The sequence below is a fragment of the Exiguobacterium sp. UBA6282 genome (genome assembly GCF_002440475.1).
In the GTDB taxonomy this organism is placed as follows: Bacteria; Bacillota; Bacilli; order Exiguobacteriales; family Exiguobacteriaceae; genus Exiguobacterium_A.
Map to the genome: position 1 here is coordinate 40366 of NZ_DJUM01000023.1, position 24156 is coordinate 64521.

Annotated in this window: 23 protein-coding genes and 2 pseudogenes; 8 read left to right on the plus strand and 17 right to left on the minus strand. The window is 44.4% G+C overall.

Features of this window, described 5'->3' with window-relative positions; translation table 11 throughout:
* Positions 1–2 precede the first annotated feature (2 nt).
* Complete coding sequence (locus B2751_RS07390; RefSeq protein ID WP_290773943.1) at positions 3–1250, minus strand: polysaccharide deacetylase family protein; 1248 nt, start codon at positions 1248–1250, stop codon at positions 3–5.
* Between the two features lie 192 nt (positions 1251–1442).
* On the opposite strand from B2751_RS07390, the pseudogene B2751_RS07395 reads away from it, so the two are divergent.
* A pseudogene (locus B2751_RS07395) lies at positions 1443–2859 on the plus strand (NAD-dependent succinate-semialdehyde dehydrogenase).
* Positions 2860–3016: 157 nt separating this feature from the next.
* On the plus strand, positions 3017–3472 hold the full coding sequence (locus B2751_RS07400; RefSeq protein WP_290773946.1) for an NUDIX hydrolase: 456 nt from the start codon (positions 3017–3019) through the stop codon (positions 3470–3472).
* A gap of 11 nt (positions 3473–3483) precedes the next feature.
* Here the strand turns inward: B2751_RS07400 and B2751_RS07405 are convergent, their stop codons facing one another.
* Positions 3484–3903, minus strand: coding sequence for a carboxymuconolactone decarboxylase family protein (locus tag B2751_RS07405; protein ID WP_035407609.1), 420 nt, complete (start codon positions 3901–3903; stop codon positions 3484–3486).
* Between the two features lie 119 nt (positions 3904–4022).
* Here B2751_RS07405 and B2751_RS07410 point away from each other — a divergent pair, with 119 nt between their 5' ends.
* Positions 4023–4454, plus strand: coding sequence for an Lrp/AsnC family transcriptional regulator (locus tag B2751_RS07410; protein ID WP_035407606.1), 432 nt, complete (start codon positions 4023–4025; stop codon positions 4452–4454).
* A 51-nt stretch (positions 4455–4505) separates the two neighbouring features.
* Here the strand turns inward: B2751_RS07410 and B2751_RS07415 are convergent, their stop codons facing one another.
* Positions 4506–6521, minus strand: coding sequence for a Na+/H+ antiporter (locus tag B2751_RS07415; RefSeq protein ID WP_290773949.1), 2016 nt, complete (start codon positions 6519–6521; stop codon positions 4506–4508).
* A gap of 56 nt (positions 6522–6577) precedes the next feature.
* On the minus strand, positions 6578–7486 hold the full coding sequence (locus tag B2751_RS07420; protein WP_290773952.1) for a helix-turn-helix transcriptional regulator: 909 nt from the start codon (positions 7484–7486) through the stop codon (positions 6578–6580).
* A gap of 82 nt (positions 7487–7568) precedes the next feature.
* Here B2751_RS07420 and B2751_RS07425 point away from each other — a divergent pair, with 82 nt between their 5' ends.
* Entirely contained in the window at positions 7569–8093 is a 525-nt protein-coding gene (locus tag B2751_RS07425; protein WP_035407598.1) for a dihydrofolate reductase family protein, read from the plus strand.
* A gap of 53 nt (positions 8094–8146) precedes the next feature.
* On the opposite strand, the gene B2751_RS07430 is transcribed toward B2751_RS07425, so the two are convergent.
* The 5 genes from B2751_RS07430 to B2751_RS07450 all read right to left on the minus strand — a co-directional run bounded on the left by B2751_RS07430 (position 8147) and on the right by B2751_RS07450 (position 12118).
* The gene (locus tag B2751_RS07430) at positions 8147–9451 is read right to left on the minus strand and encodes a cation:proton antiporter (protein WP_290773957.1); all 1305 of its coding nucleotides are present in this window, start codon (positions 9449–9451) and stop codon (positions 8147–8149) included.
* 3 nt (positions 9452–9454) lie between these two features.
* Complete coding sequence (locus tag B2751_RS07435; protein WP_035407594.1) at positions 9455–9955, minus strand: cation:proton antiporter regulatory subunit; 501 nt, start codon at positions 9953–9955, stop codon at positions 9455–9457.
* Between the two features lie 26 nt (positions 9956–9981).
* Positions 9982–10200, minus strand: a complete 219-nt coding sequence (locus tag B2751_RS07440; RefSeq protein WP_035407592.1) for an AbrB/MazE/SpoVT family DNA-binding domain-containing protein — start codon at positions 10198–10200, stop codon at positions 9982–9984.
* A gap of 158 nt (positions 10201–10358) precedes the next feature.
* Positions 10359–11465, minus strand: a complete 1107-nt coding sequence (locus B2751_RS07445) for a type I restriction endonuclease (RefSeq protein WP_290773962.1) — start codon at positions 11463–11465, stop codon at positions 10359–10361.
* Between the two features lie 80 nt (positions 11466–11545).
* On the minus strand, positions 11546–12118 hold the full coding sequence (locus tag B2751_RS07450) for a GNAT family N-acetyltransferase (protein WP_290773965.1): 573 nt from the start codon (positions 12116–12118) through the stop codon (positions 11546–11548).
* A gap of 130 nt (positions 12119–12248) precedes the next feature.
* Between B2751_RS07450 and B2751_RS07455 the strand changes: the two genes are divergently transcribed.
* Entirely contained in the window at positions 12249–13460 is a 1212-nt protein-coding gene (locus tag B2751_RS07455; RefSeq protein WP_290773969.1) for an MFS transporter, read from the plus strand.
* Positions 13461–13476: 16 nt separating this feature from the next.
* Here B2751_RS07455 and B2751_RS07460 read toward each other — a convergent pair whose 3' ends face one another.
* The 3 genes and pseudogenes from B2751_RS07460 to B2751_RS07470 all read right to left on the minus strand — a co-directional run bounded on the left by B2751_RS07460 (position 13477) and on the right by B2751_RS07470 (position 17507).
* Positions 13477–14034, minus strand: a complete 558-nt coding sequence (locus B2751_RS07460; RefSeq protein WP_290773972.1) for a DUF402 domain-containing protein — start codon at positions 14032–14034, stop codon at positions 13477–13479.
* A 102-nt stretch (positions 14035–14136) separates the two neighbouring features.
* Complete coding sequence (gene bglA, locus B2751_RS07465; RefSeq protein WP_290773975.1) at positions 14137–15594, minus strand: 6-phospho-beta-glucosidase BglA; 1458 nt, start codon at positions 15592–15594, stop codon at positions 14137–14139.
* A gap of 24 nt (positions 15595–15618) precedes the next feature.
* Positions 15619–17507, minus strand: a pseudogene (locus B2751_RS07470) (beta-glucoside-specific PTS transporter subunit IIABC).
* Positions 17508–17673: 166 nt separating this feature from the next.
* On the opposite strand from B2751_RS07470, the gene B2751_RS07475 reads away from it, so the two are divergent.
* On the plus strand, positions 17674–18384 hold the full coding sequence (locus tag B2751_RS07475; protein WP_035407572.1) for a GntR family transcriptional regulator: 711 nt from the start codon (positions 17674–17676) through the stop codon (positions 18382–18384).
* Positions 18385–18402: 18 nt separating this feature from the next.
* On the plus strand, positions 18403–18858 hold the full coding sequence (locus B2751_RS07480; protein ID WP_290773978.1) for a hypothetical protein: 456 nt from the start codon (positions 18403–18405) through the stop codon (positions 18856–18858).
* Positions 18859–18944: 86 nt separating this feature from the next.
* Here the strand turns inward: B2751_RS07480 and B2751_RS07485 are convergent, their stop codons facing one another.
* A complete protein-coding gene (locus tag B2751_RS07485; protein WP_056061795.1) occupies positions 18945–19286 on the minus strand; it encodes a hypothetical protein in 342 nt (113 codons plus the stop codon).
* Positions 19287–19610: 324 nt separating this feature from the next.
* On the opposite strand from B2751_RS07485, the gene B2751_RS07490 reads away from it, so the two are divergent.
* Positions 19611–20996 (plus strand): MFS transporter, encoded by a 1386-nt coding sequence (locus B2751_RS07490; RefSeq protein ID WP_035407564.1) that lies wholly within the window; start codon positions 19611–19613, stop codon positions 20994–20996.
* Positions 20997–21035: 39 nt separating this feature from the next.
* On the opposite strand, the gene B2751_RS07495 is transcribed toward B2751_RS07490, so the two are convergent.
* The 4 genes from B2751_RS07495 to B2751_RS07510 form a co-directional block, all read right to left on the minus strand.
* A complete protein-coding gene (locus tag B2751_RS07495; RefSeq protein WP_290773981.1) occupies positions 21036–21671 on the minus strand; it encodes an HAD hydrolase-like protein in 636 nt (211 codons plus the stop codon).
* The gene (locus tag B2751_RS07500; RefSeq protein WP_290773984.1) at positions 21668–22162 is read right to left on the minus strand and encodes an AAA family ATPase; all 495 of its coding nucleotides are present in this window, start codon (positions 22160–22162) and stop codon (positions 21668–21670) included. The genes B2751_RS07495 and B2751_RS07500 overlap by 4 nt, the downstream gene beginning before the upstream one ends.
* The gene (locus B2751_RS07505) at positions 22159–22971 is read right to left on the minus strand and encodes an MBL fold metallo-hydrolase (protein ID WP_290773987.1); all 813 of its coding nucleotides are present in this window, start codon (positions 22969–22971) and stop codon (positions 22159–22161) included. Before B2751_RS07505 ends, B2751_RS07500 begins: the two co-directional genes overlap by 4 nt.
* A 529-nt stretch (positions 22972–23500) precedes the next feature.
* Complete coding sequence (locus B2751_RS07510; RefSeq protein ID WP_290758860.1) at positions 23501–23929, minus strand: hypothetical protein; 429 nt, start codon at positions 23927–23929, stop codon at positions 23501–23503.
* Positions 23930–24156 lie beyond the last annotated feature (227 nt).

The following is a 24156-nucleotide window of genomic DNA, read 5'->3' on the forward strand; positions in this document are numbered from 1 at the left end:
ACTCACTTCCGTTCCGGTCGCGCTGGATCAAAGACCTTTTTCGCATTAAAGAATGGATCGAGGACACTCGTCTTTCCAGCAACGGCTTGACGTAGACGAATCCCGTCAACGTTGATTCGGGCTTGACGGAAATAGTCGGGTCCAACTTGTTTCCACGCATGTTGACTCGCATCCACATTAAAGAAATAGCGGAAACCGCTATCGATGAGCAAACGATATTTCTCACCAGAATAATCGTGCCAATCTCCGACATCACTGCCGTACGGATAAATCAATTGCAGCGTTTTTCCGATCAGCGGTGCTACGTCCTGTTTGTAGCGTTTAAGATCAGCGCGAATCGTCGTGACTGATTCTTTCCCGACCCAAATATGTCCGTACGTATGACTCGCGAACTGCCAGCCGTCCTGTTTTAATGCGACCGCGGCCTGCTTCGCTTGATTTCGTGCCGTTTCAACCTTTTCATTGTGTCCGTATTGATTGTAGGAGGAACGATAACCGAGCACCCCGTTGTAACCTGTGATGCCGAGCAACCCTTTTGCTCCTTTATAGGAAAAGTCAGGATGCGACTGGACGAACGCATCGACGATCGGTACGAGATCATAAGCACCATCCGGCTTTCCGACCATCTCGTTGACGATTTTACCATCCTTCACTTTCAAATTCTTCGCAAATCCATCCCCTTCCATGTATTCATAATAATTGACGTCGTCCTGAGAAAGAACGAGCGGTTGTTTTCCTTTTGGTAAACGGACGGGTGTCTCGACGATCTTGCCGTTCATCTCTTTTGCTAAATCCGTCGGTCGAACGAGTACGTAATCGTTTTTGTATAACGCATCCAAGATTCGTTCGAACTCCTGTTGCGTCACCATATAATCATCGTATCCTGCTTCCTTCCGGTCGCCGTCAAATGCTCGTTTTGGATCGGCAATCAATGAATGGAAAAAGAGATGTGGTACAGGTTTCGTCACAGGCAGGAGCGCCTGCTTTTTCTGTTCGTATTCTTTCGTTCTTTGTATCGTCTCTTTTGTGCGTACAGGTTTTAATACCTTGATTGCTCGCTCATAATCGTACTGGGCAGCGTAACGCTCGGCACGCTGTATCGTCTTTTCTATGTATGCTTGCTGAGTAGCTTGCCTTTTTTGTTCAGTTTCTCGTGGTTTTTCAGACTTTTTCTCGGCGACTTCGCTTCCCCCACATCCACTTAGTAGTAAACTTAGCACCACACCGCTAATGATCCAGTTCCGTTTCATGTCTTTCGACCCCTTCATTAATTTTGACATTTTCATTCTCTATTATTTTAACTGTTCCCGATTGTTCAGTCGATTAACTATTTTTTGAGTCATTCCGTTTCGTTATGACTGTCCATCCAAAGCGGAACTTCCGTTCACTCGTCTTGAGGTGTTTAATAAAAAACGTAACGAAATTCACGGAGGTGCAACAAGATGATTGAAAAGAACTTAATTAATGGGGAATGGTACGATAAGTCAGAAACGATTCCGGTCTATGACCCAGCAACGAAAGCGTTACTCGGACATGTTCCGGCCAGTTCAGCGGAAGACGCACAACGTTCCGTTGATGCAGCGAGCGAAGCATTCGTGAAGTGGTCAAACGAAACCGCAGACATACGTGCGAATTTAGTCGACGCCTGGTATCGCTTGATCAATGAACACCGCGAGGAACTCGCCCGAATCATGACGACGGAACAAGGGAAACCGTATGTCGAAGCGCTCGGTGAAGTCGATTACGGCAATCAATATGTTCGTTGGTACGCTGAAGAAGCACGTCGGATTTACGGTGAAACGATTCCGGCTTCCGTTCCAGGAAAGCGACTGTTCGTCGAAAAAGAACCGGTTGGTGTCGTTGCAGCAATCACACCGTGGAACTTCCCGGCAGCGATGATCACACGTAAACTCGCACCGGCTCTTGCAGCGGGTTGTACGATTGTCCTTAAACCATCGGAAGAGACACCGTTTACGGCACTTCGCCTCGTTGAACTAGCAGAAGAAGCAGGTATCCCTAAAGGTGTCATCAATGTCCTGNNCAGGTGACGCGGCAACAATCAGTGGTGTCTGGCAAGCCGATTCCCGTGTCCGGAAGATCACGTTCACAGGTTCAACAGCCGTCGGGAAATTGATCATGCGTCAAGCAGCCGATACGATGAAAAAACTATCACTTGAACTCGGTGGTCACGCACCCTTCATCGTCACGGAAAATGCGGATCTCGATAAAGCTGTCGAAGGGGCAATGCGTTCAAAATTCCGCAACGGTGGTCAAGCGTGTGTCGCGACGAACCGTTTCTATGTGCAAGCATCTGTCCTTGATGCATTCACGGAAAAATTCACAGCAGCCGTCAAACAACTACAAGTCGGGAACGGCATGGACGCTGACTCGACAGTTGGTCCATTGATCAATGCGAAAGCCGTTGCAAAAGTCAAAGCACACATCGATGACGCTGTCGCAAAAGGAGCAACGATCCTGACTGGTGGTACGATTGACGAATCGGTCGGCTACTTCGTCACACCGACTGTGCTTGCCAATGTCACGGAAGATATGCTTTGCATGCAGGAAGAGACGTTTGGTCCGCTCGCACCGATCTCTGTCTTTGAGACACTTGATGAAGTCATCGAACGGGCGAACAACACACCATACGGACTTGCGGCTTACGCGTTCTCTGAACGCATCGATGAAGCATTGATGCTCGGAAAACGACTCGAATACGGGATCGTCGGTCTGAACGATGGTGCGCCATCAGCTGCACAAGCCCCATTTGGTGGCTATAAAGAGAGTGGTCTTGGCCGTGAAGGTGGCGTCTACGGCATCGAAGATTATCTCGAAGTCAAATACTTGTCGCTCGGTTAATCCATTAGACATTTCGTTTGAAACGAACCATCTTTATTCATAGGTAACCCCTCATTTCTAAATCGAAATGAGGGGTTTTTGTACGGCTGATGCTTACATACTATTTTGTAAGGTATGATTGAATTCAAATGATTATACGAAAAGGAGTGATTAAACAATGGATGTCATCACATTCGGGCAGAGACAACAGAACCAACACTACATCACGAGACCTGCTGTTTATGCGGTCATGCGCGACCCTCAAACAGGTAAAATCGCCGTCATTCAAAAAAAGGACGGCAAGTTGTTTCTTCCGGGTGGCGGTATTGAGGCCAATGAGACGCCAGAAGAATGTTTAAAAAGAGAGGTACTTGAAGAAACGGGAATGGACGTCAATATCGGTGATTTCATCGGACGAGCCAATCAATATTTCTATTCACAAAATGAAACGACATATTATTTGAACGAAGGGCAGTTCTATCGTTGTGATGCTGGAGAGGAAGTACAAAGTCCAATCGAGGATGATCATGTCTTACAATGGATCGATCCGGCTGATGCAATCGATCATCTATTTCATGAACATCAAAGATGGACTGTTCAGAATGCACTAAAGAAAAAATATAAAAGTGTGTAAAAAAAGTAAAATCAGGGACTATCAATTGGCTGTAAATTCATGATTGCTCCGTAGTATTGAGATGCTGTACAAAATGTAATGAATGCACATAATTCACTGATTTCTGGAATAGTAAATGTTTCATTCATGAGTAAAAATATTGAATCAGGAATATTTCCTTTCACCTTTAAAAAAAGATCTGCAAATCCAGTTGCTAAAATCATTTTTTCATCCATCATTTTTTTCTTTGGCTTTCCTTTTGCCTTGCAATATGCACATCCATTTGATTGCGCTAATGTTCTTCTAACTTGTTCTTTCACATCCGAACTTAAGGCTCCCTCTTCAATCAAATCTTTTTCTAGCCTTGTCCAACTGGATAAGATTTTAGGATTATGACCTAGTAATTTTTGAAATGGTGTTTCTCCTATTTGGGATAAAGGTATTTTTGTCATTTTATTCACTCCTTCTACAATAATTTTATATAATTATTAAAAATTATCACATTTCATTTGAAACAAATATCGAACTAACACTTTATATCCAATAACTTATTTTGAAGGAGGATTTACATTTGAAAATCGATATGATTGATCGACAAATATTAAATGAACTGGCTCAAGATAGTCGACTGTCGATGCGTTCATTAGCTAAACGAATTAATTTATCAGCTCCTTCCGTAACAGAGCGTGTCCGACAAATGGAATCTTTTGGACTCATTAAAGAATACAGTTTAAAAATCGATTACGAAAAGCTAGGTTCTCCTATTGAATGTTTAGTAGAAGCAACCATTAAAGAAGGACGGTACGATTCATTTAAAAATCATATTCAGCAACTTACTAACGTTGACTTTTGTTATCGAATATCTGGTGATTCTTGCTTCATGCTAAAATTACATTTCCAAACGTTTCAAGAGGCAGAATTTTTTATAGAACAAATCCATCCTTATGCGCATACAGTTACTCGTTTTATTTTTTCAGAAGTTGGCACTCAAGTCGTGATATAAAAAAAGACAAGAAGAGCATTAAAAGTTTGCTCTTCTTGTCTTTTTTAAATATTATTCAACGTATTCGTAGAGAACGACACTCTCGATATAGTGAATGAAGCGGCGTAACTCCTTCTCCTCTTCGTTCGAGAGATCCCCTTCTTTTGACATATTGGCGATTTCAAGACGCTGGACTTCGATGGCTTTCAAGCAGAGCTCTTCCTTCTGCTGATCGACGTCCTTGCCACCGATTGGTGATGACCAACGCGTATGTTTAAAACGAAGTCGTTTATAGAACTCAAGCACACTTTGAACGATGTCTGGTGGATAAGACGTGCGGCAATTCTCGAGACGTTCGATGACTGTGCCCATGACCTTTTCATACAGATCATGCTCGACTTGCGTCATTTGAATTAACGCATCCGACGACATGTTCGATCGTTTCCGTTTCCACCACAATTTACGAATCGGCTGGACGATCTGGAAACGCGAATCCTTACCGATCGCCTTGCGACGATTTTCAATCGAGCGGAAAACATCCTTTTTCAGCAGATCCGGCACCTTGTTCTCAGCGACGAAACGTTTTGATTCTTCCTTTTCCCACTGGACGGCTTCAAGACGAAGTGCCTTCAACTGATCATTGAATTGATCGAGCTCTTCTTGACTTTTTTCCTGCGCGCGCAACAACCGGAGCATCACATGATACTCATTGAGTAAATCAAACGCAACGACCGCATTGTCTTCGTCCGTCACTTGTTTGATCTCTGAGATCGCCCGGCGAATCATCCGTTGTTTTTGGGCATTCAGGTCGAGTGCGATCGGCGTTGCCGCCTCACCACGGTTCAATACCGGTAAGAGAATCGTCGCGAGAACGAGCGTATAGATGATGACACCCGCTGCAAGGAAGATAATCAATGAGCGTTCCGGGAAGGCTTCGCCGGACTCCGTCAAGAACGGTAATGACAAGACCCCGACCATCGTGATCGTTCCGCGAACCCCGACCAGTGTCGTAATTAAATCTTGTTTGAAGGACGGTCGACGATGATCGCGGTCCTCTTTTTTAAAGAACCGATGATCGAACCAATTGAAGAACATCGTCCAGACGAGACGGATCGCGAGAATGAATGAACCGATTTCGATGACATATAGCATGAGACGCCAGTTGTTGATCGCGTCATCCGCAAAAATCTCGCGTGTCGCTTCTGGCAACGTCAAACCGAGCAATAAGAAGATAATCCCGTTTAACGTATACGCAATCATCGTCCAGATGTTATCCGTCAACGTCTGCTCTTGCGCAAAGAACGTTTCTGTTCGTTCTTTGATCAAGGCATGCAAGATACCACCTGTGACGACGGCGATGACGCCTGATGCATGAAATCCTTCTTCAGCAACGAAGAAGATGATAAATGGTGTCAGGATTTGCAGTAAAGCGTAGAAGACGACATCTTCAATACCCGCTCGACGCAAGCGTACCTTGAGAAAGTTCATCGTGAGCGAAATCAACAATCCGATCAAGGCTCCAACGAAGAACATGTAAAAGAACTCTGTTGTCGCACTCTGAATCGAGAAGTAACCCGTGACAACAGCGGCAACAGCATAACTGAACGCGACTAATCCCGATGCATCATTGATCAGCGATTCTCCGCGAACGAGTGTCAAGATTTGTTCTGGAATCTGGACACGTTTTGCAATTCCGTTGACGGCAATTGGATCCGTTGGCGATAAGATTGCGGCTAAGGCAAACGCAGCAGCGACTGGAATGACCGGAATCAACCAATTGATGAAGTATCCTCCGACGATCGTCGTCAATAAGACGAGGATGATTGCATTACCGAAGATCGCTGTGCGCATCCGCCACAAATCTTCGCGCGGAAAGTGAGAGCTATCGTTATAAAGTAACGGAGCAATAAATAACAGGAGGAACCATTCGGATTCGACCTCAATCGTCAAGCCACTCATCAGGAGAGCGGCGACGGTTCCGGCAATGATTTGGATCAAAGCCGTTGGGATGAAACGGATGTAATGTCCGACGACTTGCGTCAGTAAGATGAGCGCAAGCATCAATAAAATCAGTGATAGTGTTTCCATGGAAGACCCCTTCCTCTATTGTTTCTTTCTAGCTATATCGTAACATAGTTTTTTGATCAATTCTGTCCGAACGGCTTATCGGACTGTTGCACAGCGATCATTTTTTCTGCTTGACGAATCAATTGTTCGCGGAGATCCTGCGGTTCTATGACTCGAACTTCCGGACCGAGCCGCATCAATTGTCGTCCTAAAAAAGTGAGCTCGCGAATCGGAATTTGCCATGTTCGGTCACGACGAAGAGGTAAAATGCCTTCGAGCATTCGTTCACCTAAAGAAGTTAATTCTAGTTTCACCGTCGTCATCGGTACATGTGTCATGTTCTTTTCTAAATCAGAAAAGGTCAAATCAGTTGCAGGCAACTCATGAAGCGATACACCTAGAACTCGGTCGACACGGAACTGCCGAAATCCACGGTCAGTCCGTCCATAAAAATACCAGCGATTGTGTTCGAACGATAAGCCGATCGGATCCACTACGATCGACTTTTGACCTTTTGTCGTCTCATAGAGAATATTCCCCATACGTCCGCTCTCTAAAAGGTCGAGTAACGCAGGATTTCGCGGTGACGGTGGTGTATCGACCGCTTTAAATCGAAAGCGGTCTTTCCATTTTACAATCTGTTGCTCCGTCATCTTCGGTAACTCGTTCGCATAGCGTTCAGCGACTTCCTGGCGGATCGTCCCGAACGGAAAATCTGGAATCTGACCGACCCATTCGAGTAGCATGAACAAGACAATCGTCTCTTCATTTGTCAAAACGAGTGGCGGCATATTCCGGTGCGGCAGCATCCGGTAGCCCCCGGCTACGCCCGGTTCACTATAAATCGGATAACCATTTGCTTCAAGAACCGTCATGTCTCGTTGAATCGTCCGGATCGATACCTTACATTCTTCCGCTAGCATACGTGCAGAAAAGTGTTCCCCCCGGTTTAATAAACGGACCAAACGCCATTGTCTCGTATTCATAAAGTTCCTCCTCAAATGACGACATCTTTTGTCGTCATTATACGCTAAGATGAAGTCACACAAATCCTAAGGAGGAATTTTAATGTCTCAATCTACGACCGTACTGTATATCGCTTGTAGTCTTGATGGAAAAATTGCTAGACACGATGGTTCCCTCGACTGGTTATTTGCTGTTGCTGGAGACGGTGATAATGGCTATCAAACTTTTTATGAACAGATTGGTGCCGTCATCATGGGTCGAAAAACGTATGAGGAAGTCCTTCAACTCAGCGAGACGTATCCATACGCGGATATTCCAAGTTATATTTACAGCCGGACGCAACGAACGTCAGAGACGGTCACCTATACGGATGAACCGCTCGATCAATTACTTGAGCGGATCACACCGACAATTGATGGCAAGGTCTGGCTTGTTGGTGGCGGCGAATTGATTCAAGAAGCGCTACGGTTACAGTGCGTCAGTTCAATCGAACTCGCGATGGCCCCTGTCATTCTCGGAACGGGTATCCCGTTATTTCCAGAAGGAACCGTTGAAACGAATCTTCACTTGAAGGACAGTCGTCAATCGGGACAATTCCTGATGGCGACATATGATGTCTTGACTTAAACAAAACAACAGCCAGTTCGAGAAATCCGAACTGGCTGTTCGTTTACATCGTATTACGCATTTTTCTTTGTCTTTTTCTCTTTCGGTTCCGTCCATTTGAAGATTTTATTCATGACGTTGTAAATGCGTTTCGATTCCTTTGTCATCAGTGGTCCGAGAATCGCGAGAATCAAGACGTACAGAGCCGAAAATGGTGACAAGATATCCATNNTTTTCGATTCCTTCGTCATCAACGGTCCAAGAATGGCGAGAATCAAGACATATAAGGCAGAGAATGGTGACAAGATATCCATCAATCCACACGCGATTCCGAGATTCGCGACGATGATCGAGAACTCCCCGCGCGAGACGATCGTCAAGCCGATGTTCGATGAAGCTTTATGCGAAAGTCCTGCTTTACGTCCTGCAATCATTCCCGCGACATAGTTTCCGACAATCGTGATGACGACGGCACCAAGTGCGAGCCAGACAGCATCTAAGAGCATCGTTGGATCGATACTCAATCCGAAACTAAAGAAGAAGATGGCACCGAAGAAGTCACGGAACGGGACGACAAGATGTTCGATCCGCTCTCCTTGATCGGTTTCCGAGAAAACGAGACCGAGTAACAAGGCACCAATTGCTTCTGCGACATGAATCGTTTCCGAAAAACCAGCAACGAAGAACAGGGCAGCAAAGACAACGATGATGAAGACTTCATCCGAAGCGATTTTTAGCATTTTGTTCAAGAGTGGTGTCGCTTTTCGAGCAATGATGAAGAACAACAACATATACCCAAGAGCAATCAAAATCGATGTGACAGAAGACATTAAGGTTGTTCCGTCACCAAGCAAGAGTCCAGATAAAACAGACAAGTAAACTGCTAGGAAAATATCCTCGAACATAATGATTCCAAGGATCAATTCTGTCTCCGTATTACCAGTCCGACGTAAGTCGACTAAGACTTTTGCGACGATCGCACTCGAGGAAATCGTGATGATTCCAGCGATGATCAACACTTCGTAAAGTGGGAACCCGGCGATGAATCCATAGAGTAGACCACCCGTAAAGTTAATGGATAAATAAATCGTTCCACTCGTAACGATTGATTTCCCAGACCGGATCAATTTACCAATCGAGAACTCGAGTCCGAGATAGAATAAAAGGAACAGGACGCCGATTCGTCCGAGAAAACTGATGAACTCAGCACTTTCGATGAACTTGAAGTCTAGTATCCCGATTGTCGGAGCGTGCGGTCCAACAATCATTCCTAAAACAATTAAAAACGGAATGATCGAGAAGTTAAGTTTGTTCGCGAGCAACGCCGCGATCGCCACTAAGATAAGCGCGGTACCGACTTCAAATATGAGATGATCCATATATTATCCGCCTCCTTCGATTGAGAATAATGCTTTCGTGATGTGACGGACGTTTTGACGCTCACCTGATAAGACGATCGTATCTCCCACTTCAAGACGCGTTTCTGGTCCAGGATTCAGCGATTTTGAACGGTCATGCTTGAGCACGGCAATAATCGAGATATCGTACTGGTTGCGGATATCGAGTTCCCCAATCGTTTGATTGTTGACTTTTGAATCCTGACCAACTTTAAACCATTCGATCACAAGATCATCAAATGCTAATTCGATTTTCTCGAGATCTTTCGGCTTATAGGACAGTCCTCCGAGAATTCCTGCCATTTGACGAGCTTCTGCGTCATTAAACGTCACACTCGAGATGCTCTCATCAAAATCATCGTCATCATAATGATGGACCTCTCGACGTCCGTCGTCGTGAACGATGACGACCACCTTATCTCCTCGTGTCGTGATGCCTTCGAACTTCCGTCCGATTCCTGGTAAATCTACTTCTCGCATATCCATGTTATATTTCCTCCTATTTTTAAATTTTACAAATGGTGATTCGCTTTGTGGATGAGTGCCTTGAACGTCTCATCACTCAATATATCTTGAAGATCATGCAGCTGTTTCAAATCCGCTTTCGCCATGATGACAAATCCGTCCTCCTCAATGAATGCCACGCGATCTCCTTCCTCCACTTGCAAGGCTTGCCTAATTTTTTTAGGAATGGTGATCTGTCCTTTTGACGTTAACTTTGATAGCTCCATTACGAACTTCCTTCTTCCTGTGTTTTTCTTGTATTCCTTACTTCCTTACTTTTCTTATTTCCAGTTTAACATGTTTCTAAACTTATTCCGAGTATTTTGCTTTGAATAAAAAAATTCTCTGAATTCAAAAAAATGAATGCAGAGAATTTTTTTAATATTTATTCACTTTTTATTTTTGGTTTAATCAAATCTTCGACGATTTTTATCAATCGATCCTTAAAATCTTCAATTTCGTAAACGTGATCTATTTTATTTCGAATATTCGGTTCATCTCTAAGAGTAATGTATTTATTATTTACAGAATTTAAATGAAGACGACAAATCCATTTTCTATTACTATCATCTATTAGAATATTAAAATAACTGGCGTTATCACGATAAAAAATTCTATTTTTATCAATTGCAGATCCTAATAAAACCTTTACTGTGGCGTATCCTTCAATTTCTTCTTGAGTAGTTTCAATTGATTTAGGAATAGGAATGTCATTTTGAATTTCAGTTATTTCTTGATTTTCTACATTTCTTTCCATTGAATCTATTGTTGTTTCTTGTTCGCCTGAGATAACATTTTTAAGTTTTTCATTCAAACTTTCATTTATAAACTGGTTGAAAGACTTTTGAACAATAGGTCTAAATTTATCAATTACTGCTTGAGTTTTAATTCCTTGATACGAATCTTGTATCAACATTTTAATGAAATCATCACTTGGAGTTTCTGAAATGGTTTTTAACTGATCTTTTATAGCATTTAAATATTTAAGTTCTTCAGCAGTAGAAAGAATTGTATCAACATTAAATTCCTGTTTCTTAAACTTTTGAAGTTCTTTTATATCACTATCCTTTATTGCGGATAGTGTGATTTCAAAAAACGGGACTGAATCCATAACATTTGGTGTTTCTAAATCTGTGTAAAACCTATAAACATCTCCGTTAGTTAGTATTGCAAATTTTGCGTTTGTAGTACCAAAATATCTAAATAATTGAGAATCATGTTTTGTTAGACGTTCTTTTATAGACTTTGCCTCAATTAAGATTGTCGGTATTCCTTGATTCATGATTGCATAATCTACTTTTTCTCCTTTTTTTATTCCAACATCTGCAATATATTCTGGAGTGAACTCTGCAGGATTAAATACATCATATCCAAGCATTTGAAAAAAAGGCATAATTAGAGCAGTCTTGGTAGCTTCTTCAGTAGAGATTGAATCTTTCATTTGATTTATTCTTTGTGAAATATTTCGAATTTCCAATGCGAAGTTTTCCATTTGTTCCACTCCTTATAAATATTAGTTGCATTAATTATACACTATTATAAATACTTATCCTTTTAAAAATAAAATAACTATTATTTCCTTTTGATATAATCTTCTTTTATAATCGCATAAATCTTTAAATCCCAGAAACGCTCTTTAACGTACAAAGCACTCCGAGAGACGCCTTCAAATGTCATGCCGATCTTTTCCATGACACGAGCTGATCCGTCATTCGCAACAAAACAGCGTGCTTGAATACGTTCAAGACCGAGCGTCTCGAAACCGTACTGCACAAGACGCGCTGCTGCTTCCGGCATCAAACCCTTTCCCCAGTTGTCGCGCGACAGCGCATAACCGAGTTCTGCTTGGTGTTGCTCAAACGACACTTTGATGAAATCAATCGTGCCAATAACTCGACCGCTTGCTTTGTCTTCGATCGCCCAAGGTGCAGGATTACCTTGTTCGTATTGTCGGAGGATGTATTCAACGAATTTCTCCGAATCCGCGAGCGTCTCATGGGCATACCAGCTGACATATCGCGCCGTCTCTTCGTCTTTCGTATAGGCATAGATATCTGCTGCATCTTCTGTGCGAACTGGTCGCAAACGGAGTCGTTCCGTTTCAAGTACAGGCAAAGCTTGATATAAATCGATGGTCGTTAACATGATCGAACCCTTCTTCCTTTGATTTTTTCCAAGTATACCCACTCTTTCTTAAAAAGTATAGAGATATATGAAAACGTTATCTGAATTTTCTGGTATACTATTGGAAAATGATGTAAGAAAGGATGCTGTCATGTCTTCTCGTGAACGGACGCTCTTAAGTGCGCTCGGTATTTCACAGTTCGGTGACTTCATTTATCTTGTTGCGATTAACGTTTATATTTATCGCTTAACCAGCTCCGCGTCCGCTGTTGCTACGCTTTGGATCATCAGTCCAGTCGTCTCTCTCGTCATCAAGTCGTTCGCAGGTAGTTGGGTCGACCGATCCGACTTACGTCGCTTATTGATTCAGACCGATTTACTCCGTGCAATCTTGATTGGCATTTTGCCATTTCTACCACTATCCATGCTCTACATCAACTTGCTTGCCTTAGCCGTCATTAAATCTATCGTCGAACCAGCGACCTTAACCTATATCACGACGCTTGTACCGAAAGACGACCGGACATCATTTAATGCCTATCGTAGTCTGATCACGTCAGGTGCCTTTTTGATTGGTCCTGCTCTCGCTGGAGGATTGCTCTATGTTGCTTCTGCCGACGTTGCCATTTGGCTCAACGCTGTCTCGTTTTTCGGATCAGCTGTTCTGCTGATGCGCTTGCCGCGTTTTACCGCTTCGGTCGAACGAGGGATGCGGCTGCAAGACATTATATCCGATTGGCGGCTTGTCTATCAGTTCAGTAAAGACGCGCATTATGTGACTGGATTGTATGTCCTCGCGATGCTAATGATGATTGCGACGCTTGCACTCGATACGCAAGAAGTCGTCTTTTTACAGCGAAGCATCGGCTTATCAGAAACCGACTACGGCTTACTCATGAGCCTGACGGGGATTGGTTCTGTTGCCGGTAGCTGGATCGTCGCTCGCTACGCTAAAACCCTTTCCGTTCGGATGATGCTGACGATTGGCTATACGTTTGTCGCTATCGGTTATATGCTGTACGCAAGTGCAAATTCGTTTTCAATCGTCTGTACTGGTTTCTTGTTGCTCGGATGTTTCCACGCATTTGCAGGAACCGGTTTTCTGACGTTCCAACAGACGAATATTCCGCTTCATTTGATGGGACGCTTTACGAGTCTTTACGGTGTCGGCGTCAGTCTGCTCCAGATTCTAGCGATCGTCAGCATTGGTCTACTCGGCGATATTTGGTCGTTTCGCTTCAGTACGATCCTGTTCGCTGGTTTGCTCGTGTTGGTGACAATCTGTTTTCTCGGATTGGTTCTCCTCCCGAGCAAGCAACGGTACTTTACGACGAACGAAGTTGAAGCAGAACGACACGCCTAAAAAACAGGGAATCCCGTCAGCGCGGTGTTCCCTGTTTAAATTGCTGTTCTAGCCGTTCTTTTATCACTTCTGCGTGTGTGACGAGCAGAAAAGTTCCATTTTGTAGTTGTTTCTGCAATTGTTTAGCTTCCACCCAAGCAAGCGTGTATTCCGCTTCTGAGATAATCCCTTGCTCCTGCGCTGCTTCCAGTTCGTCCGCATCGACTAATAAGACTTCTCCCGATGGCAAAACGATCAGATCGAGAAACAGATCGTCCCAGTAGACACGTCCGTTTTCCATTCCAGTACGAAGGCAGATATCAATATAGGTTTGTACCAACTGACCTGAAGCATCAAACATCGAGGTCACGGCATAATGTGCATCACTTGGAAATTGTTGTACCCAAACGTAACCAGCGTCAGCGATTTGAATCGTTTCGTCGCCATAACGGACGTCTAATGGTGAAGCGACTTCAATAAGTTGAAGAAGCGTCACTTGCCCTTGAAACACTTCATTCTCGACCTGTTCTTGAACATAGTGTCGTTGTGTGATGCGACGCCAGTCACGCCGATCAGCATATCGTTTTTTGATCATCTATTTATCCTCCGTTTTTCTTTAGTGTGCCATACCCCGTCTCTTTTTCATTCCAATCCTTAAAAAAAGAGGCAACGGATTTTTCCGTTACCCCTTGCTTCATCATTTTGCTGTCTCTGAACTGTGTAACGCAGTACCATTCGTCTCAATGACGTGACGATACCAGTCAAACGAATCCTTCTTCATCCGTTCCATCGATCCGTTGCCTTCGTTATCTCGGTCGACGTAAATCATACCGTAGCGTTTTTTCATTTCCCCCGTCGTAAAGGAGACGATGTCGATGACGCCCCACGGCGTATACCCAATCAACTCAACACCATCTTCGAGGACGGCTGCTTTGAACGCTTCGATATGCGCACGCAAGTAATCGATTCGCGCCGTGTCATGAATCTGACCATCCTCGATTGTATCAATCGCACCAAAGCCGTTCTCGACGATGAACAACGGAATCTGGTAGCGGTCATAGAGACGATTCATCGCGTATCGAAGACCAACCGGATCAATCGCCCAGCCCCAGTCACTCGACTGGATGTACGGATTCTCAACACCTTGTGCGAGACCACCGTTAACGATGTTACCTGTATTATTGACGACGGCATCATGTTTGACAGTCGTCGACATGTAGTAACTGAATCCGAGATAGTCGACCGTTCCGTTACGAAGAATCTCCGCATCACCGTCTAAGATTGGAATGTCATATCCTTCTCGTTTGAACTCATTCAATGCGTAAGACGGATAATAACCACGGACTTGAACATCCGGGAAGAAGTAACGCTGACGCATCGATGTCTCAGCAAGTAGAATATCTTCCGGGTGCGATGAGTACGGATAGATTGGCACGTGCGAAACCATTGCCCCGATCTCGAAGTCTGGGTTGATCGCTTTCCCTTTTGCGACGGCAAGCGCACTTGCGAGCAATTCATGATGTCCCGTTTGATACATGACTTCCATCGCGTTCTCTTCCGGATCGAGGAGGACACCTGAATTCGTCCAGAGGAACAGTGGATTGCTGACATCCATCTTGTTATTGATCTCATTGAACGTCATCCAGTACTTGACCTTGTCTTTATAGCGCGTGAAACAGACTTCTGCGAATTTCTCGAAGAACAATGCTACTTTCCGATTACGGAAACCGCCATATTCACGCGCAAGGTGAAGCGGCATCTCAAAATGTGACAACGTAATGATTGGTTCGATACCGTATTTGAGTAGTTCGTCAAAGACGTCATCATAAAACTTCAGTCCTTCTTCGTTCGGTTCAGCTTCGTCTCCGTTCGGGAAAATCCGGCTCCAACCGATCGATGTCCGAAGGCACTTCAGTCCCATTTCAGCGAACAGCGCGATATCTTCTTTATAACGGTGATAAAAATCAATCGCCTCGTGATTCGGATAGAATTCATTCTCCTCTACCTGATCCGTGATACGTCGTGCGACGCCGTGTGCTCCTGCCGTCAATACATCAACGACACTCGGTCCTTTGCCACCAGCGTTCCAGCCACCCTCAAATTGATGCGCTGCTAGCGCACCGCCCCATAGAAAATCGTTTGGTAATGTCTTCATCTTCATGTCCTCCTTCTATTTCTCTTACTTGATGATCGTTAAAATCTGTGTGTTTGCCGTCGTGACGGTCTCGTCCGTCGGTAAGATTTGCGCATAACTTTGGGTGTTCGTGATGATGATCGGCGTAATCGTCTCGAGTCCATGCGCTTCAATTGCTGTCGCATCAAACGTCAACAAGCGGTCACCGGTCGTCACAGCTTCACCTTCTTTGACGTGTAACGTGAACGGTTTACCGTCGAGCATCACCGTCTCGAGACCGACATGGATCAAAACTTCGACGCCAGTCGTTGACCGTAGCCCGATTGCGTGACCGGACGGGGCAATCATGACGATAGTCCCATCAAATGGTGCGGTTACCACATTGCCAGTTGGACGAATCGCTACTCCCTGACCCATTGCACCGGATGCAAAGACAGGATCCGGTACATCCGATAAGGCAACGATTGTTCCTTCAAGCGGTGCACGCAGCGTCTCTTCGTTCGTTAGTGTCGCACTGACTTCTTGTTCAGCAACAGGGGTCGCTGTCGTTTCCGTTGCGACGACAGGTGATGCTTGTTCACCGAAACCGAATACTTGAATCAAGACAATCGGCAGGATCAAGGCAATCGCTGTTCCAATCAATAAACCGATGATGGACGACGGGTAGTCGGAATCGATTCCATTGACGAGCGTCAATGGTCCCGGTAATCCGGCGTAAGCAAAGTAATACGGTTTAAAGAAACTCGCCGTGACGGCGCCGATCGCACCAGAGATACAACCGTAGATGAACGGTTTCTTAAAACGAAGGGTCACACCATAGATGGCTGGTTCTGTAATGCCGAAGATACCTGTTAGTCCTGCTGAGACACCGACTTTTTTTGTTTCTTTGTTGCGTGCTTTCAAGATGACGCCGATGACAGCACCGATTTGAGCGATGACGGCAATCGTTTGATACGCCTGGAATGAATCACGACCATATTGTTCGAAGTTCGCAAGCACCATCGGCGTGACACCCCAGTGGACACCGAAGATGACGATGACTTGCCAGAAGCCACCAATGATCAGACCAGCGACCGCAGGAGCATTCTCTGCTAAGTAGTTATACCCATTTGCAATCCCTTCTGCACCAAGTGTCGTAATCGGTCCGATCAAGAGAATCGTGAATGGAACCATCAACACCATACTAAAGAATGGCACGAACAATGGACGAACGACTTCGTGGATCGTCTTGTTCAGGAATCGTTCGACGTAGGACAAAATCCAGACGAGGAATAATGGAGGTAAGACCGATGATGTATAAGTTGTTCCGGATAAAGCAATTCCTAGAAACGTGATGGATTCACCTGCAGTAATCTANNGATGTCTGCCCACGTTGGACTGACCAGTGCCGCACTACACGCAACGGCAATGAATGCATTGACTTTAAAATGGTTCGCTGCCGTGATGGCAATGAAAATTGGCAAGAATGTAAAAGGCGCCCACGAGATAAAGCTGAAGACTTCATAAGTGCCCGTCTTCGCGAATGCCGGAAAAGCAAGTGTCGCTAAAATCAATGTTCCCTGCAGAATCCCTGCTGCAGCTAAGATATAAACGAACGGTGCAAAAACGGCTGACATCGTCGCTATGATTCGGTTAAGGACCGTCCCTTTCGGTGCCTCTTCCGTGTCCGGTTGCTCTAGATCGACGAGTTTCACAAATTCTTGATGGACTTCTCCAACGTGTTGACCAATGACGATTTGAAATTGCCCGCCAGACTCAACGACCGTAATGACGCCAGGTAATGCACTGACCGTTTCTTTGGCTACTGGATCTGAACGTTTTAAGACAAGACGAAGTCGTGTAGCGCATCGAACAGCACTGATGATATTCTCTTCTCCTCCGACCGCTTCTAAAATCGAGTGCGCCAGTTTTTGATAATCGCGAACCTTGCCCATATTGTGTACCTCCCCTGAATATGACGCGTTGAATACCCTTTCATTTTAATTGTACATGCACAATTAATCAATACATAAATAATTTAATTAACTATTCTATTTTGGAGACATCAATAATATGCTAAACTCACATTAGAAATCAGTTCGTGAGAAAAGAAGGTGTCCTATGCTGAAATACCAGCAAACTGCCGATGAAATCGAGCAATACATAGAAAAACATGAGTTAAAGCAAGGCGACAAACTACCTATCCTCGAAGAACTAATCCGGCAGTTCGCCGTCAGTAAAACGACGATGACAAAATCACTCGAATTGCTTGAACGAAAAGGCATCATCTTTCAAGTCCGTGGAAGCGGGATTTTTGTCCGTAAGACGAATCGGACCGGCTATATTCGACTGTTCTCGACTCAAGGATTCAAGCAGAATCTCGTCGGTCATACGATTGAGTCAACTGTTCTCGTACTCGAACCAATCGATGCAACGGATAATATCGCGAAGAATCTTGGGATCGAATCGGGTGAGACAGTCTATTACGTTAAGCGAATCCGTTTCATTGACGGCAAAATCCTCTGTCTCGAAGAGTCTTATTATCGTCAATCGATCGTTCCGTACTTAAATCGCGAAATCGTCGAACAATCGATCTTCGAATACTTAGAGACAGCACTCCAATTGAACATTGGATTCTCGGATATGTACATGCACGTCGGGAAATTAAGCGCAGAGACGGCTCGTCATCTGGATCTCGCCGAGGGCGATCCTGGATTGACGATCGAGACAGTCTTTCACTTAACGAATGGTCGTCCGTTCGACTATTCCGTCATAACCTACCACTACGAACATTCACACTTCGTCGTCCAGGCGAACGGACTATATTTATGAGGAACGGAGCAAACTTGAATGAATGGTGAACTTATTCAATACTATGGAATGCTCATCCTCGGAATCATTACACTTTTTGGCGGCGTTTTTTTTACGATTAGTACATGGAAAGACTCAACAGAATCATTTAAAACCAAACTTCAATTCATCTTGATCACGTTATTTGGAGTTGGACTACTCTACTGGACGGTTCCTTGCCTTACGCAGATCGTTTTCAAGAACCATGCTGTCATCAAAGGTGACTGTTATGTAGAGGAAAACTCGGGTAAGACTCACTCCATTTCTATTATTTTCGACTCAACAGAGGATTATGAGGATTTCACCTTCCTAGAAAATCCGGAATTAGGAGCGTACGGAGAAGACGTGCCCTATTATTGTCGCGTCATTTCAACGAAGAATCATCAGTTCCCGATTTCCTATAAAATTTATGATTCTAAGACCCATAAACAACTCTCCTCTTCTAAAGACGATTAAAACAAAAAGGATTGCATGAGCCAGTGCCATGCAATCCTTTTGAAGTTCTTACAGCAATGATCCAATCATGGCCTCATTTTGTGATTTTATAATCGAATCTCTTCTTTACTAGAATTTTCGAGGTACAGTTCCCCATCAAACGTCGTCAAGGCAACCACTTTCCCGTCTTTTTCATACCAAGCTGTTGCGCCTTCACGATCGAGTTCTTCCCAACCGGCTTGTCGGATCCGAGTTCCATACAGTAAACCCGGTCCATCGGTTTCCGAGACAAGTCGAGTTTTGATCTTCCACTCACCTTGTTTTTCAATTGCCGTAGCAAATCGCGGCACCGGAAAACCGGATACTTGTGATTCTTGAAAACTGACATACCAACCACCGATTATTACAATGAGACCGATAACCAGGATTGCGATCCATTTCTTTTTCATATGTACTCCTCCTTCACTTTTCCATCTGCATTTTTAACTTACCAAAATATGGTCCTCCTGCCCTCCTTCTATAGGCGGATTACTGATTTTTTAAATTATGAAAACACATGAAAATAGTTTCGATTTTAAGAAAACATCTAAAAAAAATTCAATTTTTTTCATAAAAAATGCACACCCCTGTTCGTCCTTAGAGCATCAACGGTTTGACAACCCCCGACATAGAGCCGTTTTCAGTCATTTTCAATTGGTTAAGCCCATTGGTAACTTGACTTCATTTCTCCCTATGGTACGATACAAACTTATCAAAGGGAGTGAACAGAACTTATGAAATTCAGAAAAGAAAAAGTCAATGTCGTTGACATGCAGCAAACCAAAAAGAGTGTCTACGCGACCGGAATTGGGAATGCGATGGAATGGTTCGATTTTGGTCTTTATTCCTATCTCGCAATCATCATCAGTCAAAACTTCTTTAGCGCTGTTGAAAATGATGAACTGAAGCTTGTCTTTACTTTTGCGACCTTTGCGATCGCTTTTTTAATGCGACCAATCGGCGGAATCGTCTTTGGACGCATCGGAGATCGACTTGGACGGAAGGTCGTCTTAACGACGACAATTGTTATGATGGCCGGTTCAACGCTTATCATCGGATTATTACCGACCTACGATCAAATTGGAATTTGGGCACCCATCCTTTTACTATTAGCCCGCATCTTACAAGGGTTCTCGACTGGCGGAGAATATGCCGGAGCAATGGTCTACATTGCCGAGTCGTCACCTGATAACAAACGGAGTGCTCTTGGAAGTGGTCTTGAAATCGGAACACTCGGTGGGTACATTCTTGCCTCATTACTTGCTACAACACTTTTTGTCACTTTATCAGATGATCAAATGGCATCTTGGGGATGGCGGATTCCATTCATCCTTGGAGCACCACTCGGTTTATTCGGTCTCTATTTACGTCGTCATTTGGATGAGTCGCCAATCTTCGAAAATGAGATTAATGAAAATACAGAAGAACCCGCGACATTCCGCGAAATCTTACGCGATCATAAGCGTGATATCATCCTTTGTTTCATTGCTGTCGCGTTCTTCAACATTACGAACTATATGCTCTTGTCCTACATGCCATCATACCTTGATGAAGTCATTGGTATGTCAAGTTCGACAAGTACGATTCTCATCACCGGTGTCATGGTGATCATGATTCCACTCGCTTATTTCTTCGGAAAACTAAGTGATAAAAAAGGCAATCGCAATATCGTCCTCTTCGCGTTAGCAGGACTATCGTTGCTTTCGATCCTGTCGTTCTTCTTGATTGGTCTTAAACCACTCTTGTTCGTCGGAATCGGAATCTTCATCCTCGGATTCTTCTTGGCGATCTTTGAAGGAACGATGCCTAGTCTGCTACCAAGTATCTTCTATACGGATGTCCGCTACCGGACACTATCCGTGACGTTCAATGTCTCGGTCTCGATCTTCGGTGGAACGACGCCACTCGTTTCGACTTGGCTCGTCCATGAGACTCAAAATCCGCTCGCTCCTGCTTTCTATCTAACAGCAGTCAGCGTCATCGGGTTCGTCACGTTCTTCTTCCTCTTTAAAAATACAGCCGGTAAAGCACTTAAAGGATCGCATCCGACTGTATCGAGTGAAAAAGAAGTCGCGTCGATCGCAAAAAAACCAGATGATGCCCTCTGGTGGGCAGAATAATTGCTACAAGTAAGAGCCGTCTTCCGCAGAAGACGGCTCTTACTTGTAGACAGCACTCAGCTCTGTTACGATTCGGTCCGCGACTACGAGTTCCTGCTCTTGCGCAAAATCGAACTGGCAACCGATTGCTACTAGTCCGTTCGCTTGCGCCGCTTTGAAATCGGACAATCGGTCGCCGACGACGTATCCGGACGAGATGTCGTGCGTCTTACAAATCTCTCGTACGAGTGCTGATTTATCACCGGAACGAATGTCTTCAATGCTATAGATATGATCGATATACGCTTCAAGACCATACGTCGTTACGATCGCTGATAGGTAGGACGGCCATCCGTTACTAGCGATATAGACCGAATGACCCGCTTGTTTCAAACGAGCGAGCAACTCGACCGTTCCTGGATATAGACAACCATGCCCGGACTTGACTGCCTGCTCTAAGCCATGTCGAAACTTTTGATCCACAACCTGTTGGTCTGCGGCTGAAAAATCCGGAAGTAATGTCTCCCATACTTTCGGTAGCGAGACGCCCATGATCTTCTGATAGAGCGCGAGTGGAGTCTCTCCTTCCCAGCGCCCCGTCTGACGCAATTCATGAAAGACCTCTTCTAACGTATGCGCAAGCACAGCATTTGTTTGAAACAATGTTCCATCCATGTCAAAAATATAGTGTGTCATTGACTCTCTCCTATCTGCTCACGCTTTATTATCTGAATCATGGCTTCTATGGATCTATCCTCAGCAATCAGACGATCCGTCGGGCGGTGATCCTGATCAATCCACCAGCGTTTCATATCCGTCTCAGAAAACTCCGTCGGCTGGCGCATTGCGTGGCGACGGACGGTTTCTTCGAATGAAACGTCAAAATAATATGCCACGTACCGTGAAGTAAAGCATCGTTCCAACCGGTCAATCATCTCACCGTACCAATCCTGTGCGAGAATTCCTTCTAGCAGAATCGTCGCATGACGTCCGTCAGCAAGTCCAACCAACTCCTCGATCCAGCGAATCGTCGGATTTCCTGGTCCATCTTTTACGTTCAACATTTCTCTACGGATGACATCTTGCGAAAACAGGATACTATCCGGTAAGACCGATCGTAATGCTTTAGCTAGCGTCGTTTTTCCACTACCGGAGTTCCCGCGGATGACGATCAAGCGCGACTTCATGTCGTGAACCAGTCTCCGTTCAAGGCAGCAATGTACCGCTCTGCAGAGCGCGCTACAGCTTCAGTCGCACCGGTTTCGATCTTCCGATAAAAGGCGTCATATAATTTTTCAAAGCGAAGCGGGCGTATCGTTTCTGCCATGCGCGCGACCGTCTTTGCAGGAAGCGGAATCATATTCGGATAACTGTACATGAAACTGACCCATGCCCGATCGGCAACGATTCGAATGATGTCTCCTGTCAACAAAAGTCCTGCTGACGCATCTTTTCGTTCACAGATGACTGCTCCTTTGAAGTGACCACCGACGCGATGTAACATCAAATCTTCCGTTAACTCCAAGCATTCACCACTCCAGAATACGATGCGCTCACTTGGTCGCGTCACGAACGACGCATCGTCTTCATGAATATAGATCGGTACGTCAAAAGTCTCCGCCCATTCGACTTGTGTCGCGTAATAATGCGGATGTGATAAAGCGATCGCCTGAAGCCCGCCTAATTCGTCAAGCTGCTCTTTCGTTGCGGAATCAAGATATGTAATGCAGTCCCATAACAGGTTGAACGATTTTCCTTGGACGAGATATGCCGTTTGACCGATGCCGAATGCTGGTGTCGTCTGAATCGCATAGACACCTGCTCCGTCGTCCATAATGATATTTTGGTACGTTCCTGACGCTTGCATGGCAGCGAGTGTCGTCCATGTTTGACCGGTCGGATTGACATACTGTCGTTCTTCTAAGCAAATCGGACACGTTTCGCGATGCGGATTGATTTGTTCGACACCACACGTCGTACAGATGATGGTTTCCATATCATCATTCCTTTCCAATTCGTAAATGATTTTCCTGATACATCATAACATATTCCAATTATAGGGATTAAGATGTGCTCGCTGAAATGAACATGTATGAAAAATGAAGCATGAGATTATTATGTCGATTTCGTTTCCTCTCATTGTACACTGTTTGAACACTGTCTTTTAGATGTAAAACGTTTCGCCGCTTGGTATCACTAGTTACTTCAGTTGCCGTTTGATTCGTTATGTGTCACGTCAACTGTCTATAATAATCCCTTCGAAGGTCCAGCTCGTTTAACGCTCGATGATCACACGAATGACGCAATAGATCGACATCCTCCTTCACCACATGCCTTGTTTAATTATTATACGACGGACATTGATGCATCTTATCAGTTCGTCCGACCACTACAAGCATTTATCATTTATGACATTAAATGTTTTCATGATTTTGCTTACTTTATTCCAACGGCAACGTCTTAATGCTCTGCAGAAGATAAGACAAAAGCAGGTCGAACCACTGATGTGGCTCGACCTGCTTTATTTAATAAGACGTTCGATCGTCATTTATGACGCTTTGAAAATGTTCTGTGAATCGATTGATCGCTTCTTCTGTATCAAGATTTCCAGAAAACCAGATCTTTTTGTCTTCTGAAAATGTAAGATGCAATGAGTCGTCTATTGTAGACTCCACTTTAAGTGTAGCAATCGTATCTGACTTCATTAATGTCTTTTGTGATAGAGTGACCAGTTCATTCGTCAACGTTTCGCGTGTATCTTCTGACGTCTTTTCCTGGAGAAGATCAACTGTCTTATGAAGCAATACGGCTTTTGAGACTCGCGATAAATTCAACTCTCGAATTTCAAACATGTAGGCGTTCTCATGTTCATTCTGACGCTGGACGATGAATCGTGGAGAATGTACTAAATGTTGAACGAAGTGAACGAACATTTCGATGGTCATTTCGGACATACCGAAACCCTCCCTTTTGCATGGATCAACGGACGAATGCCTTTAATCCTTTATGTGAATGGACAGTAAGAGTCCTGTATGAAATCAAGCAGGTGAATTGGGAAAAAAACCTCCCTTCTGTAAAGTTATACCACAAAAACAAGTACAAAGTGTACATGTTTATGTTTCAAAACTAAGATTCGAATAGCCTCCGAATCTTGTTTATAGTAACATAAAAGATACTAGTT

Bases quoted from the DNA above. Each gene is read 5' to 3' on its own strand.
- B2751_RS07435 (WP_035407594.1), bottom strand. From the start codon at position 9,955: ATGGATATGCGAGAAGTAGATTTACCAGGAATCGGACGGAAGTTCGAA.
- B2751_RS07510 (WP_290758860.1), bottom strand. From the start codon at position 23,929: ATGTCCGAAATGACCATCGAAATGTTCGTTCACTTCGTTCAACATTTA.
- B2751_RS07455 (WP_290773969.1), top strand. From the start codon at position 12,249: ATGTCTTCTCGTGAACGGACGCTCTTAAGTGCGCTCGGTATTTCACAG.
- B2751_RS07490 (WP_035407564.1), top strand. From the start codon at position 19,611: ATGAAATTCAGAAAAGAAAAAGTCAATGTCGTTGACATGCAGCAAACC.
- B2751_RS07405 (WP_035407609.1), bottom strand. From the start codon at position 3,903: ATGACAAAAATACCTTTATCCCAAATAGGAGAAACACCATTTCAAAAA.
- B2751_RS07480 (WP_290773978.1), top strand. From the start codon at position 18,403: ATGAATGGTGAACTTATTCAATACTATGGAATGCTCATCCTCGGAATC.
- B2751_RS07420 (WP_290773952.1), bottom strand. From the start codon at position 7,486: ATGAATACGAGACAATGGCGTTTGGTCCGTTTATTAAACCGGGGGGAA.
- B2751_RS07450 (WP_290773965.1), bottom strand. From the start codon at position 12,118: ATGTTAACGACCATCGATTTATATCAAGCTTTGCCTGTACTTGAAACG.
- B2751_RS07440 (WP_035407592.1), bottom strand. From the start codon at position 10,200: ATGGAGCTATCAAAGTTAACGTCAAAAGGACAGATCACCATTCCTAAA.
- B2751_RS07390 (WP_290773943.1), bottom strand. From the start codon at position 1,250: ATGAAACGGAACTGGATCATTAGCGGTGTGGTGCTAAGTTTACTACTA.
- B2751_RS07415 (WP_290773949.1), bottom strand. From the start codon at position 6,521: ATGGAAACACTATCACTGATTTTATTGATGCTTGCGCTCATCTTACTG.
- B2751_RS07400 (WP_290773946.1), top strand. From the start codon at position 3,017: ATGGATGTCATCACATTCGGGCAGAGACAACAGAACCAACACTACATC.
- B2751_RS07425 (WP_035407598.1), top strand. From the start codon at position 7,569: ATGTCTCAATCTACGACCGTACTGTATATCGCTTGTAGTCTTGATGGA.
- B2751_RS07445 (WP_290773962.1), bottom strand. From the start codon at position 11,465: ATGGAAAACTTCGCATTGGAAATTCGAAATATTTCACAAAGAATAAAT.
- B2751_RS07500 (WP_290773984.1), bottom strand. From the start codon at position 22,162: ATGAAGTCGCGCTTGATCGTCATCCGCGGGAACTCCGGTAGTGGAAAA.
- bglA (WP_290773975.1), bottom strand. From the start codon at position 15,594: ATGAAGACATTACCAAACGATTTTCTATGGGGCGGTGCGCTAGCAGCG.
- B2751_RS07505 (WP_290773987.1), bottom strand. From the start codon at position 22,971: ATGGAAACCATCATCTGTACGACGTGTGGTGTCGAACAAATCAATCCG.
- B2751_RS07485 (WP_056061795.1), bottom strand. From the start codon at position 19,286: ATGAAAAAGAAATGGATCGCAATCCTGGTTATCGGTCTCATTGTAATA.
- B2751_RS07460 (WP_290773972.1), bottom strand. From the start codon at position 14,034: ATGATCAAAAAACGATATGCTGATCGGCGTGACTGGCGTCGCATCACA.
- B2751_RS07495 (WP_290773981.1), bottom strand. From the start codon at position 21,671: ATGACACACTATATTTTTGACATGGATGGAACATTGTTTCAAACAAAT.
- B2751_RS07475 (WP_035407572.1), top strand. From the start codon at position 17,674: ATGCTGAAATACCAGCAAACTGCCGATGAAATCGAGCAATACATAGAA.